This window comes from Armatimonadota bacterium (genome assembly GCA_036504095.1).
GTDB lineage: Bacteria > Armatimonadota > DTGP01 > JAKQQT01 > JAKQQT01 > DASXUL01.
In genome coordinates this window covers 126,768-144,209 of record DASXVS010000024.1, presented here as the reverse complement: position 1 = coordinate 144,209, position 17,442 = coordinate 126,768, and the positions used below count along the sequence as shown (strand labels likewise).

Genomic DNA, 17,442 nt, shown 5'->3' with positions numbered 1-17,442 from the left:
GCTGATAGTGGCCTGGTGCGCGTTTGGGTGAGTACCGATGGAGGTGTGGAAACTTGGAGGGCACAAAGGGGTGGTTACCCCATGATTCCGTTTCCACATCCCTGTCCCCAGTCTGCCCACAGGCCGTTCCACAGCATTATCCACATCCCGTGGATTCGAGAGGATATCAGCATGGCGGACGCTTCCGGACCACTCAGTATTGAGGCACTGGGCTTCTATCGTACAAACGGGTACGTGGTTGTTGAGAATTTCCTCACACCGGCGGAACTGGCGGACATCTCCGCCGCGGTCGATGACGCCTACGCGAAGCACTATTCTTACGAGCACGACAACGTGGGCGCCAATCCTGCTTACGACGCGGTTTTCCTGCAAAAGGTCAATCTCTGGCAGGTGCATGAAGGCATCCGCCGGCACACATTCTCACCGAAGCTTGCGGCGTGCGCGCGGCAACTGCTGGAGGCCGGAGCCGTGCGCATCTGGCACGACCAGACGCTGGTTAAGGAGCCGAACAGCCTGCCTACGCCGTTTCATCAGGATCTTCCGTACTGGCCGATGATCGAGGACACCGCACTCACCGCCTGGACGGCGCTGGACGACGTTGACGAGCGCAATTCGTGTATGCAGTACATACCGGGTTCGCAGACGTGGGGCCGGCTGCCCGGCGTGGACTTCTCATCACCGCAGGGCGTTGCGGAAGTGGCGCCGGAACACGCCGCGGAGTGTGTGCCGGTATCGGCTCCTGTCCCCGCCGGAAGCGTCGTGTTTCACCACTCGCTCACCTTCCATGGGGCAACTGCAAACGTGACCGAGAGGCGACGCCGCGCGATGATCGTTCACTACATGGCGGACGGGACGCGCTTCAACGGTCAGGAACACATCGTCTCCAAGATCATGCTGATGAAACCCGGCGACCCGATGGATGACGACGCGATCTGGCCGCTGACTCCGTAGCTCCAGGCGCCGCGGCGATCCAACCGGCGCGTCGGCCCTACTTGAACCGGAGCGTGGCGACGACGGCGATCGCTTCCACGGTGGTCTCGATCCCCAGTTTGCCGGTGGAGAGCACCATGTCGTACGCGGTGGGGTCGTTGATATCGCGGTCGAAGCAGCGGCGGGTGTAGTCTGCCCGCTCCCTGTCCACCTGCTGGATGCGCTTGAGGGCGTGGGCATGGTCGATGCCTTCGAGTTGCATGATGGTCTTCGACCTCGTCTCGAGATTGGCCATCAGGCGCACATTGAGCGCCTCGGGGAGGATAAAGTTGGCTCCGCGGCCTATCGTGATGATGTGGCCCTGCTGGGCGAGAGAAGCCAGCACGAGGGCAAGGTGCTTCCGGAAGGTGGCCTGTTCCATGACGCCGAGCCCCATCGCAAAGTGGATGGTTTCGTCCACCCACGTTCGCGCGTGTTCATCGAGCGCAAGCACCATCTCTTTCTGGACGTTCGCGCTTTCGGCCATTTTCTCGATGATGCTGCGATCCCAGATTTCCCACGGTTTCCCCAGACGTGTCACCAGGGCTTCGGCGACGGTGTGACCGCCCGCTCCGTACTGGCGCGAAATGGTGATCATATGGGGGATGCCGGGGCGATGTGTATGGCTGCGACTCTGTCTTTGCGCCTGTTCACGCAGAAACCATTCGCGAATACGTCGATCCGCCAGTTCTTCCTTTGCGCTCATACGTGGCCTCCAGGCAGATTATAGCCCGGGCCGCGCAGAGCGGCCACACGCAGGCGCTCTACCGGAAGCATTCAAAGCGCTAGCTGAGAGAGTAGGGGGCCGCGTGGGATCGCAGTTCCTCCAAGCGCCTGGAGGGGGGTTCGCTGAGATCGTAAAGGATATTCGTTACCACGCGCAGTGCATCAACGAGTTCGGACACAGCGTCCCGGGCCGATTCGTCCTGGATGCGGTCAACAGACCGAGCGGCACGTCGCAGCAGGTCGCGGATGTCCTGCCCGCGCGTGCGCACGGAATCGCAGTCGTCGTCACCTTCATAACTGATGTACATCGTCTGTCCTTCTCGCGGCATCCGGCCCTCGAGGGGGCGCCGCTCAGTGCTTCGCCAATCTGGCTTATCAATATTTTACCATTGATGAGCAAAAAGGCAAACCTGACGATTTTATCAGCAAATTCGGGGCAGTTGTTCGCCGCTGAGCATGTCGACGATGCGCGTGGTTCCGACGGATGTCCGCAGTGTGACGGTGCGCGCCGGCGCTTCCGAGACCCTTCCGGCGACTGCCGCATTCGACGAAACCGGGACGGCGCGCATCACCTCAAGGGCACGCTGGGAGTCGCTCTCCGGGACGAAGGCGGCAAAGCGGCCTTCGCAGGCGACGTAGAGAGGGTCGAACCCGAGGATTTCGCACGCGGCCCGGACATCCTCGCGGACCGGTATGCCCGCCTCGTCCAACGCGATACAGCATCCGGCGGCGCCCGCGATCTCGTTCATGGCGCTCGCCAGGCCGCCGCGCGTCAGGTCACGCAGGCAGTGGATCTCGACGCCGGCGGCAACGAGGTTTTCCACAACGTTGTTCACAGGCGCCGAATCGCTGTCGATGGCGCTTTCCAACTCCAGTCCCTCGCGCGCGGCCATGATGGCCATGCCGTGCCGCCCGATGTCGCCGCTGACGATCACCACATCGCCCGGGGCCACCATCCGGGGAGAGATCTCGGCCGCGGTCAGCGGCACGCCGATGCCGGCGGTATTGATGAAAATGCCGTCGCCTTTGCCGCGGTCAACGACCTTCGTGTCACCGGTTACAATCTTTACTCCCACCGCGGCGGCGGCCGCCTGCATGGAGCGCACGATCTCCCACAGCGTCTCCATCGGAAGCCCTTCCTCCAGGATGAACGCAGCGCTGAGCGCAACGGGACGCGCTGCGGACATAGCCAGGTCGTTCACCGTGCCATGAACGGCCATGCTGCCGATGTCTCCGCCGGGGAAGAACAGGGGGCGGACGACGTAGGAATCGGTTGTGAACGCGATGCGATCGGACCCGGTGGCCAACACCGCCGAATCGTGCCGGCGCGCGTCCGGCAGGCCCTCAAATCCCGGCACGATCATCTTCTCGATGAGGTCGTGCATCAGGCGTCCACCACCGCCATGGGCCATCAGCACATGGGGGTAGCGCTCGATGGGGATCGGGCATGAGAGAGTGAAATCCACAGGTTTATCCACAGGTTTGTCCACATCCGGAAGGGGCGATGCATTCGCCGCGTTGATCAGGGAAGCCGTTCGAGCGAGGGAGCGAGAGCAAGGCGCCTACAAACCGTGTCCCCTGTAACGGTAGTAAGCCGCACAGGCGCCTTCGGACGACACCATCGGCGCTCCCAGCGGGCGCTCGGGTGTGCATTTAGCGCCGAATGCGGGGCATTCGTGCGGCTTGATTATCCCCTGCAAGACCTGGCCGCTGAGACATTCCGCCGGTTCATCGGCGGTCATCCCTTCGAGGCCGAAGCGGCGATTCGCATCGTGCCGGGAGTACGCTTCGCGAAGGGCCAGCCCGCTCTGGGGTATCGCGCCGATGCCGCGCCACTTCTGTGGCGCAATCTCGAAAACGGTCTCGATCAGGCGCATGGCCGGCTCGTTTCCGTCGAGCCGGACCGAGCGGGCGTACTGGTTCTCGACGACCGCCCGCCCTTCTTCGAGCTGCTTTACGCACATCGTGATGCCCTGGAGGATGTCGAGCGGCTCAAATCCCGTAACCACGATCGGCACGTTGTACCGGGCGGCGATCGGTTCGTATTGCTTGACCCCCATCACCGTGCAGACGTGACCGGCGGCAAGAAATCCCTGGACGCGCCGTTCCGGAGAAGAAAGGATCGCCTCCATCGCCGGCGGAACTAGAACGTGCGAAACAAGCATCGAGAAGTTGTCCACACCCTGCGCTTTCGCCTGATGCACGGCCATGGCCGTCGCGGGAGCCGTCGTCTCGAAGCCTACCGCGAAGAAGACAACCTGCTTCTCTGGATTGTCTTGCGCGACCTTGACGGCATCGACCGGCGAGTACACGATCCGGACGTCGCCGCCGGATGCCTTGATGGACAGCAGGTCGGTGTCCGAGCCGGGAACGCGGAGCATATCGCCAAAGGAGCAGAAGATGACATCCGGGCGGCGCGCCAGATGGATAGCCTTGTCGATGACTTCCAGCGGGGTGACACACACAGGGCAGCCCGGGCCATGAACCAGCGTGATGCCGTCAGGCAGAAGTGAGTCCAGGCCGAATTTCACTATGGCGTGCGTTTGCCCGCCACAGACTTCCATGAGCGTCCACGGCCTGGTGGTGATGTGGGCCAGCGCCTGCGCGTAGCGCTGCGCTTCCGCCTCGTTACGGTATTCGGAAGTGTATTTCATGCAGTCACAGATGGAAACGAAAAACGGGGAAACGGGGGCGTGGAATCCCGCGTTTCCCCATCCTCTCGTTTCGCTATTTGGCCTTGCTTATCTTCACCAGCACGCAGCCGTGCGGGGGCACCTCCGTGGTGAACGCACTCTTATGGACGCCCAGATCCTTGTGCAGCCACAGGTTGCGCACACTCATTGCGCCGCTGATCCCAAGATCACTCCAGCGGGCGGTTACCTTCATTGTCTCACTCCCGCGGTTGAACAAGCCAACGGCCTTCGAGCCGTCGATCAGCGGGCGGGCCCACACCTCGGCGTCCGCGTCCTTCGATTTGCGGCCGGCGGGCTTGCCCAGCGGATCCTGATTCACGTCCAGCACTTCGTCGTTTGTCAGAAGGCTGAGGGTGAAATTGTCCATCTGCGTCATATCGCACCCGATCAACAACGGCGATGACAACAGGCACCACATGCTGATGTGCAGGATCTGTTCGTTTGGCGAGAGGCGGGACGCGTGGAGGGTTGGGCCCCAGCCGACTTTGCCGACCACCAGCATATCCGGGTCGTTCCAGTGTCCCGGACCGGCGAATTTCTCGTGTCCGTCCTGGCTGAAACCGATGCTGGACAGGCTGGACCAACTGTCATTGATGTCGCCGGTGGTTCGCCAGCAGTTGGCGTCCACCTGGGCGCCCCACTCCCACACGTTTCCCATGCCGTACTGGCACAGGCTGTACACGATGTCGCGAGGGGCGTTGTTCAGCGCGGCCTGCATCACCTGGTACGGCTTCTGCATGTCGGCAAGCGAGGGATTCCGGGGAGCGATGCCTCCGTAGGAGCACCAGTCATACTTCAGGTAGTCGATTCCCCATTTCGCATACGTGTTCGCGTCCTGCTGTTCGTGCTGGTAGCTTCCCATGAATCCCGCGCAGGTCTGGGGGCCCGGCGAACTGTAGATGCCCAGTTTCAGGCCCTTGGAGTGAACGTAGTCGGACAGCGCCTTCATGTCCGGGAACCTCGAGTTCGACTGTATGTTGCCTTCGGCGTCGCGGCCGGCGTGCCAGCAGTCATCGATATTGATGTACTGGAATCCGTGCGCCGCAAGGCCGGTCTTCACCATGGCGTCCGCGGCGGCGCGGACCTTCGCGTCATCAATCGCGCCGGCCCAGACGTTCCAGGAGTTCCAGCCCATGGGGGGCGTTTGCGCCAGTTTGTGCGCACCGCCGATGATCGTCAATGCGCGCGTGGCCGAGCCTCTCGGGCCCTTCACAGTCAGGGTGACTTTGGTGGTCCCTTCGCTTTTTAGGGAGCCGGTGATGATTCCGGTTTTGCCGTTCAATGTGAGGCCCGCGGGCAGGCCTTTGGCGGAGTAGGTGAGCGGGCCCTTGCCGGTGGCAGGGATGAGGAACAGGAACGGATACCCCGGGGTGGAACCGGTGACGCGCGGGCCGTGGATGGCCGGCGCCGGCCCGTCACCCAGTGGGAGTTTCGGCGGCTTCATTTTCGGCGGCGGCGGCAGGCTCACAGCCTGGAAGGCGGCGGCGGCGCCCGGCGCGGGCACGATGACGGCGTCCGCCCAATCCGCGTGATCGGAGTCGATGCCGTCTCCAGCGTCTTCGACGATGAGGTCCATCGTCCTGGCGCCGGACAGGTCAACGTCCAGGGTCTTTGGCGCCGCTCCTCCGCGAAGGATGGGCGTTCTCGTCGCCACTTTGCCGTTTTTGCGGACCTCGAACACAACCGATCCCTGGCCCGTTTTCTCGTCATCGACGCCGACGACGGCTTTGAATCGCGCGGCTTTGCCGTTCAGCATCACGCGCATCTGGCTGTAGGCGTGCGTGCCGATACCGTGTTCGTACACTTTGCCGGCCAACGTCAGCGGATTGTTGTCGATGGATCGTCCGGCGCGCACGGTTCCATAGCCGGTGGTCATTTTGTCCAGCGACAGCGAGTCCAGCTGAACAGGTTCCTGCGCCCAAACAGGTGCGACAAGGCACGCGGCGATGACGCCGCCGAGGGGGTACATCAGGCTCTTCGTTTTCATGTGACTTTCTCCCTTGTGGTTTTCCCGCCTCATCCGATCCGGATCTCTCGCCCGTCGGCGGAACTACGGTACAGGCCATCCAGAATCGCCATCACGTCCATGCTTTGTTCTGCCGGCACGGGGGACGGCTTGCCATTCACAATGGCGTCGGCAAACGCCATGCACTCCTTGGCGTGCGGAGACCCGCCCTCGGCCTGCGTGAGCTGCGTGTTCGTCATCTGCTGCGCCGCGTTGTTGGTGTGCAGTAACTCGTTGTCCGGCCAAGTGCTGCCGCCTTTGTCGCCGTAAAGCCACATGCGCGTGTCCTCCGTGCCGTTGGGGGCTTTGTGATGCAGCATCCAGCTCACTTCCAGGATGAGCGTGGCTCCATTTTCGAACCGGACGAACGCGGATGCGAAATCCTCCACGTCGAAAGTTTCCGGTATGGCGCCACCCCAGATGCTGAACGCGCCCGGCTGGCGCGCCAGCTTGGTTTGTGTCACTCCGCTCACGCTGACCGGTTTGGGGTGTCCCATCATCCAGAGCGTGAGGTCAAGGATGTGGACGCCGATATCGATGCATGGGCCGCCGCCGCTGTGTTCCTTGATGATGAAACCGGGCCTCACCGGGCAGGCGGCGCGCCGCAGCATCCAGCTGCGCGCGTGATAGATATTCCCCAATGTGCCGGAGTCGATTTCGGCTTTCAGGGCTACCGACGTGCCCTGAAAGCGCATATGCTGGGCCGTCATCAGCATCTTCCCGCTGGCGTCGCGCGCGGCGATCATCTTGCGGATATCGTCCGGCGTGGGGGCCAGCGGCTTCTCGCAGATGACGTGCTTGCCGGCGTTTAGAGCGGCCACGGCGAGCGGTGTGTGATACGCGTTCGGCGTGCAGATATCCACGATATCGATTTCCGGATTGCCGATCAGGTCGTAGGGGTCTTCGTACATGAGGTCGATACCCTGGGCGGCGCCTGCCTTTTCAAGGGCGGGTGTGGAGGGGTCCGCCAGGGCGAACAGTTCCGTGTGGGGGCTGTCTTTCCAACCAGGATAGTGCACACCGGCTATTCCGCCGGTGCCGATAATGCCAACTTTCAGTGCCAAAGTAAGTGCCTTTCAGCGGGCTGGGGGCTGAGGGGAAAGGGCTGAGAGCGGCAAACGCGCCCTCGGCCCTCAATCCTGACCCCTCAGCCCAGTAGATATGGTTCTGTATCCCGAAGCTCCTCCGCCTTCTCCTCCGGCAGCGTGTCGTTGATGAACACGCCGGCGCCGGATTCGCTGCCGGCCAGATATTTCAGTTTGGTTGCCGTGCGGTGCGGAACATAAAACTCGATGTGGAAGCGGTAATGGTCGTAGTCCCCGCCGTCCGTAGGCGCCTGATGCATCACCATCATGTACGGCATGCTGAACCCGAACAGGTTATCCAGTTTCTGAAGGACAACTTTGAGAATCTCGGCCATTCCCCAGCGCTCGGCGTCCGTGAAATCCGTCATCTTGCTGACGGGGCGCCGCGGCATAATGTGCACCTCATACGGGTATCGCGCGTAGAACGGGATCAGTGCGAGCCAGGTGTCATTCGAGGCGACGATGCGGCGGCCGTCCCTGAGCTCTTCGGCGATGATATCGTCCCACAACCGGCGGCCGGTCTTCTCGACGTGCTTGCGCGACGCCTCGATCTCGGTTTTCGCCACCGGCGGCACGTACGGATAGGCGTAAATCTGCCCGTGGGGGTGGTCGATCGTTACACCGATGACCTTGCCCTTGTTCTCGAAGATGAACACGTAATCGACGTACGGGCGTGAACCGAGGTCCGTATAGCGCTCCTGCCACACGCGGATCAGCTTCTCGATTCGTTCCACGGGTTGCGACGCCAGAGTGGCGTCGTGCTGCTGCGTATACAGAACGACCTCACACACGCCGTCGCTGGGCCTGACCGGATAGAGGTCGGAGCCTTCAACCGCGGGTTCGGCGGCGGGCGTCTGCAGCGACGGGAACTTGTTTTGCAGAACGGCGATGTCGTATTCCGGCGCCGGTACGTCCGTCTGATACTCTTCCGACGCGCCCGGCTTCGTAGGGCACAAAGGGCAGAAATCGGCGGGGGGCAGGAACGTGCGGTCCTGGCGGTGCGTGGCCGTGATGGTCCACGTTTCGAGGGTTGGGTTCCAGCGGAGTTCACTCATGGGTCGCTTCGCTCCCGGTATCAGGGCTGAGGGCTGAGGGCTGAGTGGGCTGTTCATCGACGAAGGTGTAGTAGATGATCACGCGCTTCTCGTCGCGTTTGACCGTGTTCTTGACCATAGTGGGCTCCAAATGTGATCCAAAAGTGTGCGGGCCGGATGGCCCGCACACTCATTATAGTTCTGAGACCGAAGGAACCCTAACTCCGAGGCTCACTTCGGCTGTGTGATGCCCGGCCAATCGTCGGTGCGGAACGGTGAGGCGGGCAAACCGCCCTTGTTGTACAGGTTGCAGACGGGATTGCTCGCCCAGGCGTATCGGACCGCAACCGGTTCAGGAACACCAGATGACGATACAACCACACTCTCCCCGTCTATCACGACGTCTGCCCACACGAACTTGCGGTCCACGCCCGCGATGGCGAAACCGGTGAGCTTGCCGCCCTTTGCAACCAGGCCGCCGCCGATATGCGTGAACGTCAGACGGATCTTGCCGCTCTCGACCTTCATCGATTGGTAGTCGGGCCCGCTGTACTCGACTTTCTTGCCGTAGTCCTTCGCCAGCGCGTTCAGCGCAAGGCGCCGGCCCAGATCCTGCTTGTTCAAAGGATGGATCGTCTCCGTCTCGCCGATGTCGATCGCCACGGCGATGCCGGAATGGGGCAGGGCTTTGGCCGTCATCGACTGGGCCTCGCGGAGTTCCGCCCATTCGTCGTCACCAGGCTCCGGCTTCTGCGCCATGTAGTTGTACAACTGACCGATGTAGAACGGGAAATCGCCCACGCCCCACCGCGCCCGCCAGTCGTTGATCATCGTGGGCAGCAGCGTGCGATACTGGTACGCCCGGGCCGCGTTCGAGGAACCCTGGTACCAGATCGCGCCCTTGATGCCGAACGGGATCACCGGGGCGACCATGCCGTTGAACAGTACGGTGGCCAGGTTGGGCTGGTCGCTGAGATCCACCGATTTCGGATTTGAGGAAAGCTGTCTCTTCAGCATCCGGTTCTTCGCCAGAGCGGGCGCGAAATCCGGGATTTGCGCCAGGGCTTCCGCGCTCGTCCACGCCTCGGCCACGGTGCCGCCCCAGCACGTTTCCACCAGGCCGATCGGGATGTCCGTGCGCGTATGGACCTCCCTGCCAAAGTAGTACGCAATGGCGGAAAACGCGCTCACGGTCGAGGGAGCGCATTCATCCCAGTGGCCAACCGGTATGTCCTGCGGCTCCAGCGCGACACATCTGTTCACCTTGTACAGGCGGAGACGCGGATAGTTCGCCGCTGCGATCTCCTTCGCTGCATCGCGCGACTCGGCGACCGTCATTTCCATGTTGCTTTGACCGGATGCCACCCACACATCACCGACGAGCACATCGTCCAGAGTAACGGACTTCGGGCCGTTCACGGTGAGCGTGTGCGGTCCGCCGGCCTTCAACGGGCCAATCCGCGCCAACCATCGGCCGTCGGCACCGGCGACAGCGTCGGCCGATTTGCCGGCAATTGCCACGGTAACCGTCGTGCCGGGGGCAGCCCAGCCCCAGACGGGCGCCTTGATGCCTCGCTGGAGGACCATGTGACTGCCGAACATCGGGCTCAGAAACGGTTTCATATCTTGTCCAAACGCCGGCCTGGCCAACAACAGGCACGCACCCAGACCGGCAACTCTCGTTTTCACACGCATGTCGACGCCCTTCATTGTCGAACCTCCGGAACCAGGACCCAGGAACCGGGAACCCGAAACTCGGAACTCACTTCGGCTGTGTGATGCCCGGCCAATCGTCCGTGCGGAACGGGGAGGCGGGCAGACTGGCCTTGTTGTACAGATTGCAGACCGGGTTGCTGGCCCACGCGTAACGAACCGCGACAGGCTCTGTCACGCCCGGTGCGGAAACAACCACGCTGTCCCCGTCAATGGCAGCATCGGCCCAGACGAACTTGCGGTCCGCGCCGGCGATGGCGAATCCGGTGAGCTTATCCCCCTTTGCCTCGAGACCTCCGGCGACATGCGTGAACGTCAGACGGATCTTGGCGCCCTCGACCTTCAACGATTTGTAGTCGGGCCCGCTGAATTCGACCTTCTGACCGTAGTCCTTCGCCAGCGCGTTCAGCGCAAGCCGCCGGCCGACTTCCTGCTTGTTTTTCGGGTGGATGTCTGCGCCGTTTCCGATGTCGATCGCCACGGCGATGCCGGAATGGGGCAGGGCTTTGGCCGTCATCGACTGGGCTTCGCGGAGTTCAGCCCAGGCGTCGTCCTTCGGTACCGGCTGAACCTCCATGAAATTGGCCAACTGAACGATGTAGAACGGGAACTCGCCGACACCCCACCGTGATCGCCAGTCATTGATCATCGCCGGCAGGAGCGTGCGGTACTGATACGCTTGTCCCGCGTTCGCCTCGCCCTGATACCAGATAGCGCCCTTGATACCGAATGGGATCACCGGGGCGATCATCGCATTATACAGCACCGTCACGACGTTGGGATTGCTGTCCAAACGGACCGGAAGCGGCGCGGATTTTGCCAGGTCCACGCTGACCTTGTAGCTCCAGGGGCCGGCGAGGGGCATCTCGGGGCCGCTCCCAGGCTCGAGGTAGACCTGCGCCGGCTTGCCGGTAATCCCGCCCGCGCCACCGGTGTCCAGCACGCGGATGGCGATCACGTTGACGCCCGCCTTGAGCGCGGACGACGGCACTTTATAAATGCGTGGCGCATCCCAGACTGAAGTCTCGCCCACATTCACGCCGTTCACGAACGTGACATCCCGATCGTCAATGGGGCCGAGATGGAGTGTCGCGTCGTGCGATGCGGCCTCAGCGGAAAGCGTGAACTCGCGGCGGAACCAGACAACCCCGTCCAGGTTGGGCAGGCCGGCGTCTTCCCAGGCCGACGGGATGTCCATCGTCTTCCATCCGCCGGTCTTGAGATCGGGCCGCTCCCACCCGGGCGACGTGCTGGAACCGGGGTCGGTCTGCTTCCACCAGTCGGCCAGCCGGTCCTCATAGGTGGGGCTTCCGGGCTTCAGGTTGTCGATGCTGCTCTGCAATTGCTTCAACGCAGGCACGAAATCCGGGATCTTCGCGAGCGCCTCGCGGCTCGTCCAGGCCTCCGCCAGGGTGCCTCCCCAGCACGTTGAGATCAGACCGATGGGGACCTTCGTTTCGTTCTGAATGTCTCGGCCGAAGAAATAGGCCGCCGCCGAAAAGCCGCCCACAGTCTCGGGTGAGCATATCGTCCACTCACCGCCCGCCGTCTCCTGCGGGGTCAGTGCGGTCACGTCGGGGACGGTGAACAGGCGGATACGGGGGTATTTCGCCGCGGCGATTTCCAGATCGGCGCTGGCGGAGGAGCTCACGCTCATCTGCATGTTGCTCTGACCGGAGCCCACCCACACGTCGCCAACAAGCACATCGTCCAATATGACGGAGTGGGGACCGTACACGGTGAGCTCATACGGTCCACCGGCCTTCAGAGGGCCGATGTTCAACAGCCATTTGCCGTCGGCGCCCGCGACGGTAGACGCAGATTTGCCGCGGAACAAATCAGACCCAGGTGATGTGCTTCTGATGATCACGGAAACCCTGGCGCCGGGCGTTGTCCAACCCCAGATCGGCGCCTTTATGCCGCGTTGGAGCACCATGTGGCTGCCGAACATCGGGCTGAGGAATGGCTTTGCATTCTGGCCATAAGCAGCCGATAGCGACGCGCCCGCGACGATGCAGGCAAATAACGCACGAATCTTCACAGCGGTACCCCCCAATGAGATAGGAAATCGGGTGATGAGGAAACGATTGCCATTTCCATGCCTCCACGGTTTCCAGTATTGGGGTATCGTATGAACGCCGCGCGTGCTCAGACAAGAGAGCCGCCATGCCGCGACGGCGCAGTGGTCATTTCCCTGCGCCGTCGCGGCATGGCGGCCGTTAGAGGGAGCGTCCCTCAGATTTGTTACCCGTTGAGTGTCGCTTCGCCCCGATGCCAGTTCACGGGGCACAGGCCGCCGTTCTGAAGGCCGTCAAGGACACGCAATACTTCGTCAACGCTGCGTCCGACGTTCAGGTTGTGAACGACACTGTATTCCAGAGTCCCGTCCGGCCCGATGATAAAGAGCCCGCGGTAGGCGATGCCTTCGTCCTCTTTCAGCACGCCGTAAGCGCGGCTGACTTCATGGGTGTTATCGGAGGCCAGCGGATAGCTGAGGCCGGCTACCCCGTTCTCAGAGCGCGGGAGCTTAAGCCACGCTTTGTGGCTGTGCACCGAGTCTGTCGAAACCCCGATGACGGACGCTTTGCGGTCTGTGAATTCCCCGATGCGATCCCCGATCGCCGTGAGTTCCGTCGGGCAAACGAATGTGAAATCCAGCGGATAGAAGACGAGGACCAGCCACTGGCCCGCGTAATCCGACTTGGAAACGGTTTCGCTCAACGTCTGAAGGTTCTTCGTGCTGGGCATAGTAAAATCGGGCGCTTGCTGGCCCACTTTGGCGGACATAATCTTTACTCTTCTCCTCTATGGTCTGTTTGGTGCTCAGCCGGATGCGCGGCACGTTGCGCATACGCCTACCACGGTGATATGGACTTCATCGGCCAGGAACCCCTTCTCGAGGGCGACCTGTTTGATGACGTCGGTCGCAACGCCACAATCGTAATCCACGATCCCGCCGCAACGCGTACACCTCGCGTGGTCATGCCTGTCGGTGCGCGCATCGTACAGGCTTGCGCCGTCGCCGAACGGAATCTCGATCAGAAGGCCGGAGTCGCAGAGGTAGTGCACGGCGTTGTAGACGGTCGCGAAACTGATCCTGGGCTCGATGCCACGGGCGCGCTCCCAGATGTCCGATGCCGTCAGGTGGCCCTTGCTCTGCTGAACGGCTTCAAGTACCGCTCTTCGCCTGGATGTCATACCGGATATTGTTGTTTGGTGCTCCATCGGGCCTCCTGCTTTTAGAACGGTTCTAATTCTGCTGGAGTTCCGGGCATCTCCTGGAGTTTGCCTGGCCGGTAGAATGTTTCCTTCCGCTTGTGCGGTTCGACATAACATAGGGAAAACCACTCAGGAGCACGAATGATGCGCAGAACACCCTTGCTGCTTCTCGCCCTGCTGGCCATCCTGGCCGGGCGCGCCCCCGCCCGCGCGGCGGGATTCGAGAAACTGTTCGACGGAAAGACACTCAACGGCTGGAAACTCGTGGACGGCACGGGGCCAGGATACGTGGTGCAGGACGGTCTGCTGGTATGCCCCTCGGACGGCGGTGGCAGGCTATTTACCGAGAAGGAATACTCCGATTTCGTGTTCCGCTGCGAGTTCAAACTGGACAAGGGCGGCAACAACGGCGTCGGAATCCGGTCCTCGTACGAAGGCGACCCGGCCTATGACGCGATGGAATGCCAGATACTGGACGATGACGACCCGCAATATGCCACCTTGGAGCCCGGCCAGTACTGCTGCTCGATCTACAAGGTCGTCCCCGCCAAGCGCGGCGCACTGAAGCCCGCGGGACAGTGGAACGCCGAAGAGATCACCGCCGTAGGACGCCATATCAGGATCAAACTGAACGGCAAGACCGTCGTTGATGCAGACCTGAACAAGATAACCGACCCCGGTACCCTCCTGGGGCACCCCGGATTCCGCAACGAGCGCGGGCATATCGGATTCCTGGGCCACGGCCCGGCCGCGGTGGCGTTCCGCGAGATCTATGTGAAGGACCTCACGAAGCCGGCGAAGGACAATCGAGCGCCGGATGGCTTTACGGCCCTGTTCGACGGCAAGGATCTGAAGGGCTGGAAGGGACTGGTGGCGGATCCTCCCACGCGCGCATCGATGGCGCCTCAGGACCTGTCCGAGAAGACAATGGCCGCCACCGCGGAGGCCCTCAAGCACTGGAAGGTGGTCAACGGACAGATCACCTATGACGGCAAGAACAACAGCCTGTGTACGGTGAAGGATTACGGCGACTTCGAGATGCTGGTGGACTGGAAGATCGAGCCGGGCGGCGACAGCGGCATCTACCTTCGCGGCAGCCCCCAGGTGCAGATCTGGTGCGATCCGGTCGGTTCCGGCGGCCTTTACAACAACCTGCGGAACCCCAGCAAGCCCCTGCGCATGGCGGATAACCCGCCGGAGCAGTGGAACCGGTTCCGCATCCTGATGATCGGCGACCGCGTGTCGGTACACCTGAACGACCAGCTCGTGGTGAACAACGTCGAGATGGAGAACTACTGGGAGCGCGACAAGCCGATCTATCCGGTGGGCCAGATCGAACTCCAGCACCACAACAGCCCGCTCTTCTTCAAGAACATTTACATCCGCGAGTTTGCGAAGAAGTAGGATTCAGGGGTCAGCATTCCGCATCCAGCATCCAGGTCCGAAGTCCGGCCTGAATGCTGGATGCTCACGTCGTGGCGGTTGTAGGCGGCGCGCTAGACTCGTTGTGCCGTCGCTTGAGAATCTCCTCCACCAACTCGCGGACCGATCCGTCTTTGAGGGTGATGCGGCGCTCCTCCGTATAGTCGCCCGAGCCATTCGAGAGCAACTGAAGGAACCGGAGCATGTCGGACGGCCCAAGCGCCTCGGCAAGCGCGTTAATGCCGGTTTCGCGGACTTGTTCCAATGTGCGTTCCGCTCTTGAACTCATCGAAACTCCACGGTCCCTCGCGCGGGGCCCCTGGTGTGCAAAGGGCCGGTTCAGGCAGCAAGTGTCGAGGTAGACGCGCATCGCATGGACATTTTACCACCGGGCGTGGCCAATGACCAGCGTTCAGCGTCCGGACCTGGAAGCCGGATGATGGATGCTGGATGCTGGATGCTGAATCCTGGATGCTCCCCCCAAGATCACGCTGCCCGCAGGGCTTCGCGCTGGCGTACCAATTTACCATGGAGGCGCCCGATAGCCTTCGTGTGGATCTGGCAGACGCGGGACTCGGAGACGTTGAGCACCGCGCCGATCTCCTTGAGCGTCATGTCCTCGAAGTAGTACAGGGCGATTACGGTGCGCTCCTGTTCGCCCAGCGATTCAATCCCTTCCACCAGCACGCGCTTGCGGTCCTGGCGTTCCGCGTGACGGGCCGGGTCATCGCTGTGATAGCCCAGGGATTCGAGGGGATCGAGGGATTCGTCGCCGCTTTCGGCGACATAGGCGTCCAGGCTCAGCACGTTGCTTTGGGACGCGCTCGCGATCGTCTCGTAGTACTCTTCCAGGGTGCAGCCCAGTTGGCTTGCGATTTCGTGGTCTTCGGCCGGCCGGCCGAGTTGGGCTTCGAGGCTTGTTGTGGCGGCCTTCACCTCGTTCTCGCGGCGGCGCATCTCCCGCGGAACCCAGTCCAGCGCTCGCAGCATATCCAGGACGGCGCCGCGTATTCGAGTGACAGCATAGGTCTCGAACCGGACACCGCGCGAAGGATCGAATTTCTCGATGGCGTCGATCAGGCCAAGGATAGCGTGGCTCACGAGGTCATCATATCCCAGCCAGCCGGAGGGGCGAAGGCCGAGGCGGTCCACGACGTGCTTTGCGAGATAAACGTAATGGTCTATCAACCGCTCCCGCGCCTCGGGCTCCCCCCGGTCTTTGAGGGCCTGCCACAGGGCAAGCACGTCCGGCTTCCTCGTCTGTGTGACTGCTGGCTGTGTGGTATCGATCATGTGAAACATCTCCTGCTACGCTTCAGGTCTTTATGTGCCGATAGGAATCTGGCGGGCCTTCGGCACGGGATTCCATATCGCCTTGTGCCCACAGCATTAGCAATTGTCGTACCAGCGGCGTGCGGACTGATCTACAGACTTCGATGGATGTAGCGTGATGTGTACATTGAATTTGACGGTTCGGCACGCTTACAATACCGTAGGTCCGGTCAAGCCGGGCGCTAAGATGCGAATTTCGTGAGCAGCAAGAGGGTTCCGGAAGGGTCCTGTCTGTGCGGTAACGAGTTCGGGAAAGGATCACTCATCCATGTCTACCGGAACCGTAAAGTGGTTCAATGACGCGAAGGGCTTCGGGTTTATCGGCCAAGATGACGGAGGCGAAGACCTCTTCGTTCACTTCTCCAGCATCCAGGGATCGGGCTACAAGAGCATTCGCGAGGGACAGCCCGTCCAGTACGATGTCCAACAGGGCCGCAAGGGGCTCGAAGCGATCAACGTTGTACCTACATAAGCGTTAGAAATCCCCTTACCAACGGTTGAAGCGCCTCTCGGGGCGCTTCACCTGTTTTTGGGGGATGCGCCCGGTTCCGGCGCTATAATGCTCCCATGCCAAGGCCCGTTGGGAAGACCAGAGACCGGATGATGGACGTGGCGGAAGTGCTGTTCCAGCGCCACGGATACGCCGGCGTGTCCGTGGAGGACGTAACGTCCGCACTCGGGGTAAAGAAGCCCAATCTCTACAATCACTTTCGCGACAAGAGCGAGCTGTATGTGGCGGTCCGGCTTCGCCGCCTCAGCCGCCTTTCCAGCGATATCACCGCCGCGCTGACGGCGCCGCTCCGCTTCGAGCAAAGGCTGGAAGCGGCCGTTGCGGCGCTCATGCGCAACCCGTTTTTCCTGGCGGCGCTTGTCAACCGGGAGTCCGAGGCATTTCTTCCGGGACAGATGCGCGATCTGCTCTTCGCCCGGTCGTTCGGCGCCGTCTACGAGCCTCTGACGCGACTGCTTCGCGCAGGTGTTGACAACGGCTGCCTGCAGATTTCCCCGGCCGATATCCCGTTCGCATATGAATCGCTGATCGCGCTCGCGGCCCATTTTGGCGCATCCGCACCGTTGAACGGCCAACCCGAGGACATTGCCGAAATGGCGGATCGCATATCGCGGTTTTTCCTCGGCGGAGTGGGCAATGCCGCCGCCCCTTCACCGGGCCGAACCCTGGCGTAAGCTCCGCGCGACACAGATGTCACGAGGGCACCCGCGGGGCTATTGTTTGCGTATATCAG

At 62.0% G+C, this 17,442-nt stretch carries 18 protein-coding genes; 4 read left to right on the top strand and 14 right to left on the bottom strand.

From position 1 onward, the window contains the following. Nucleotides 1-171: 171 nt before the first annotated feature. The gene (locus VGM51_04650) at nucleotides 172-951 is read left to right on the top strand and encodes a phytanoyl-CoA dioxygenase family protein (GenBank protein ID HEY3412335.1); all 780 of its coding nucleotides are present in this window, start codon (nucleotides 172-174) and stop codon (nucleotides 949-951) included. Between the two features lie 37 nt (nucleotides 952-988). Here the strand turns inward: VGM51_04650 and VGM51_04645 are convergent, their stop codons facing one another. From VGM51_04645 to VGM51_04590, 12 genes are all read right to left on the bottom strand, one after another. After that, complete coding sequence (locus tag VGM51_04645; GenBank protein ID HEY3412334.1) at nucleotides 989-1,675, bottom strand: cytidylate kinase-like family protein; 687 nt, start codon at nucleotides 1,673-1,675, stop codon at nucleotides 989-991. A 79-nt stretch (nucleotides 1,676-1,754) separates the two neighbouring features. Then, a complete protein-coding gene (locus VGM51_04640; protein HEY3412333.1) occupies nucleotides 1,755-2,024 on the bottom strand; it encodes a hypothetical protein in 270 nt (89 codons plus the stop codon). Between the two features lie 93 nt (nucleotides 2,025-2,117). Beyond that, nucleotides 2,118-3,173 (bottom strand): hydrogenase expression/formation protein HypE, encoded by a 1,056-nt coding sequence (gene hypE, locus VGM51_04635; GenBank protein ID HEY3412332.1) that lies wholly within the window; start codon nucleotides 3,171-3,173, stop codon nucleotides 2,118-2,120. 84 nt (nucleotides 3,174-3,257) lie between these two features. Continuing rightward, complete coding sequence (hypD, locus tag VGM51_04630; protein HEY3412331.1) at nucleotides 3,258-4,349, bottom strand: hydrogenase formation protein HypD; 1,092 nt, start codon at nucleotides 4,347-4,349, stop codon at nucleotides 3,258-3,260. A gap of 73 nt (nucleotides 4,350-4,422) precedes the next feature. Continuing rightward, complete coding sequence (locus VGM51_04625) at nucleotides 4,423-6,375, bottom strand: NPCBM/NEW2 domain-containing protein (protein HEY3412330.1); 1,953 nt, start codon at nucleotides 6,373-6,375, stop codon at nucleotides 4,423-4,425. Between the two features lie 29 nt (nucleotides 6,376-6,404). Then, nucleotides 6,405-7,457 carry a Gfo/Idh/MocA family oxidoreductase gene (locus VGM51_04620; protein ID HEY3412329.1) on the bottom strand — a complete coding sequence of 351 codons (1,053 nt, stop codon included), beginning with the start codon at nucleotides 7,455-7,457 and terminating at the stop codon, nucleotides 6,405-6,407. Nucleotides 7,458-7,540: 83 nt separating this feature from the next. Further along, complete coding sequence (gene galT / locus VGM51_04615; protein HEY3412328.1) at nucleotides 7,541-8,533, bottom strand: galactose-1-phosphate uridylyltransferase; 993 nt, start codon at nucleotides 8,531-8,533, stop codon at nucleotides 7,541-7,543. Continuing rightward, nucleotides 8,526-8,651, bottom strand: coding sequence for a hypothetical protein (locus VGM51_04610; GenBank protein ID HEY3412327.1), 126 nt, complete (start codon nucleotides 8,649-8,651; stop codon nucleotides 8,526-8,528). Before VGM51_04610 ends, galT begins: the two co-directional genes overlap by 8 nt. Nucleotides 8,652-8,743: 92 nt before the next feature. After that, nucleotides 8,744-10,135: a sialate O-acetylesterase gene (locus VGM51_04605; GenBank protein ID HEY3412326.1), complete on the bottom strand. Its 1,392-nt coding sequence runs from the start codon at nucleotides 10,133-10,135 to the stop codon at nucleotides 8,744-8,746. 139 nt (nucleotides 10,136-10,274) lie between these two features. Next, nucleotides 10,275-12,266 (bottom strand): sialate O-acetylesterase, encoded by a 1,992-nt coding sequence (locus VGM51_04600; protein HEY3412325.1) that lies wholly within the window; start codon nucleotides 12,264-12,266, stop codon nucleotides 10,275-10,277. Nucleotides 12,267-12,469: 203 nt separating this feature from the next. Next, nucleotides 12,470-13,012, bottom strand: a complete 543-nt coding sequence (locus tag VGM51_04595; protein ID HEY3412324.1) for a peroxiredoxin — start codon at nucleotides 13,010-13,012, stop codon at nucleotides 12,470-12,472. A gap of 36 nt (nucleotides 13,013-13,048) precedes the next feature. Then, the gene (locus VGM51_04590) at nucleotides 13,049-13,450 is read right to left on the bottom strand and encodes a transcriptional repressor (GenBank protein ID HEY3412323.1); all 402 of its coding nucleotides are present in this window, start codon (nucleotides 13,448-13,450) and stop codon (nucleotides 13,049-13,051) included. A 135-nt stretch (nucleotides 13,451-13,585) separates the two neighbouring features. Between VGM51_04590 and VGM51_04585 the strand changes: the two genes are divergently transcribed. Then, nucleotides 13,586-14,848, top strand: coding sequence for a DUF1080 domain-containing protein (locus tag VGM51_04585; protein HEY3412322.1), 1,263 nt, complete (start codon nucleotides 13,586-13,588; stop codon nucleotides 14,846-14,848). A 64-nt stretch (nucleotides 14,849-14,912) separates the two neighbouring features. On the opposite strand, the gene VGM51_04580 is transcribed toward VGM51_04585, so the two are convergent. Both VGM51_04580 and VGM51_04575 read right to left on the bottom strand, forming a co-directional pair. Further along, nucleotides 14,913-15,155, bottom strand: coding sequence for a hypothetical protein (locus VGM51_04580; protein HEY3412321.1), 243 nt, complete (start codon nucleotides 15,153-15,155; stop codon nucleotides 14,913-14,915). Nucleotides 15,156-15,352: 197 nt separating this feature from the next. Next, on the bottom strand, nucleotides 15,353-16,159 hold the full coding sequence (locus VGM51_04575) for a FliA/WhiG family RNA polymerase sigma factor (protein HEY3412320.1): 807 nt from the start codon (nucleotides 16,157-16,159) through the stop codon (nucleotides 15,353-15,355). Between the two features lie 307 nt (nucleotides 16,160-16,466). On the opposite strand from VGM51_04575, the gene VGM51_04570 reads away from it, so the two are divergent. After that, the gene (locus tag VGM51_04570; GenBank protein HEY3412319.1) at nucleotides 16,467-16,670 is read left to right on the top strand and encodes a cold-shock protein; all 204 of its coding nucleotides are present in this window, start codon (nucleotides 16,467-16,469) and stop codon (nucleotides 16,668-16,670) included. A 95-nt stretch (nucleotides 16,671-16,765) separates the two neighbouring features. Further along, nucleotides 16,766-17,383 carry a TetR/AcrR family transcriptional regulator gene (locus tag VGM51_04565; GenBank protein ID HEY3412318.1) on the top strand — a complete coding sequence of 206 codons (618 nt, stop codon included), beginning with the start codon at nucleotides 16,766-16,768 and terminating at the stop codon, nucleotides 17,381-17,383. Nucleotides 17,384-17,442 lie beyond the last annotated feature (59 nt).

Coding starts and splice junctions, on each gene's coding strand:
- VGM51_04645 (HEY3412334.1), bottom strand. CDS start 1,675: ATGAGCGCAAAGGAAGAACTGGCGGATCGACGTATTCGCGAATGGTTT.
- VGM51_04590 (HEY3412323.1), bottom strand. CDS start 13,450: ATGGAGCACCAAACAACAATATCCGGTATGACATCCAGGCGAAGAGCG.
- VGM51_04625 (HEY3412330.1), bottom strand. CDS start 6,375: ATGAAAACGAAGAGCCTGATGTACCCCCTCGGCGGCGTCATCGCCGCG.
- VGM51_04610 (HEY3412327.1), bottom strand. CDS start 8,651: ATGGTCAAGAACACGGTCAAACGCGACGAGAAGCGCGTGATCATCTAC.
- VGM51_04605 (HEY3412326.1), bottom strand. CDS start 10,135: ATGAAACCGTTTCTGAGCCCGATGTTCGGCAGTCACATGGTCCTCCAG.
- VGM51_04565 (HEY3412318.1), top strand. CDS start 16,766: ATGCCAAGGCCCGTTGGGAAGACCAGAGACCGGATGATGGACGTGGCG.
- VGM51_04595 (HEY3412324.1), bottom strand. CDS start 13,012: ATGTCCGCCAAAGTGGGCCAGCAAGCGCCCGATTTTACTATGCCCAGC.
- hypD (HEY3412331.1), bottom strand. CDS start 4,349: ATGAAATACACTTCCGAATACCGTAACGAGGCGGAAGCGCAGCGCTAC.
- VGM51_04585 (HEY3412322.1), top strand. CDS start 13,586: ATGATGCGCAGAACACCCTTGCTGCTTCTCGCCCTGCTGGCCATCCTG.
- galT (HEY3412328.1), bottom strand. CDS start 8,533: ATGAGTGAACTCCGCTGGAACCCAACCCTCGAAACGTGGACCATCACG.
- VGM51_04580 (HEY3412321.1), bottom strand. CDS start 15,155: ATGAGTTCAAGAGCGGAACGCACATTGGAACAAGTCCGCGAAACCGGC.
- VGM51_04640 (HEY3412333.1), bottom strand. CDS start 2,024: ATGCCGCGAGAAGGACAGACGATGTACATCAGTTATGAAGGTGACGAC.
- VGM51_04575 (HEY3412320.1), bottom strand. CDS start 16,159: ATGATCGATACCACACAGCCAGCAGTCACACAGACGAGGAAGCCGGAC.
- VGM51_04570 (HEY3412319.1), top strand. CDS start 16,467: ATGTCTACCGGAACCGTAAAGTGGTTCAATGACGCGAAGGGCTTCGGG.
- VGM51_04650 (HEY3412335.1), top strand. CDS start 172: ATGGCGGACGCTTCCGGACCACTCAGTATTGAGGCACTGGGCTTCTAT.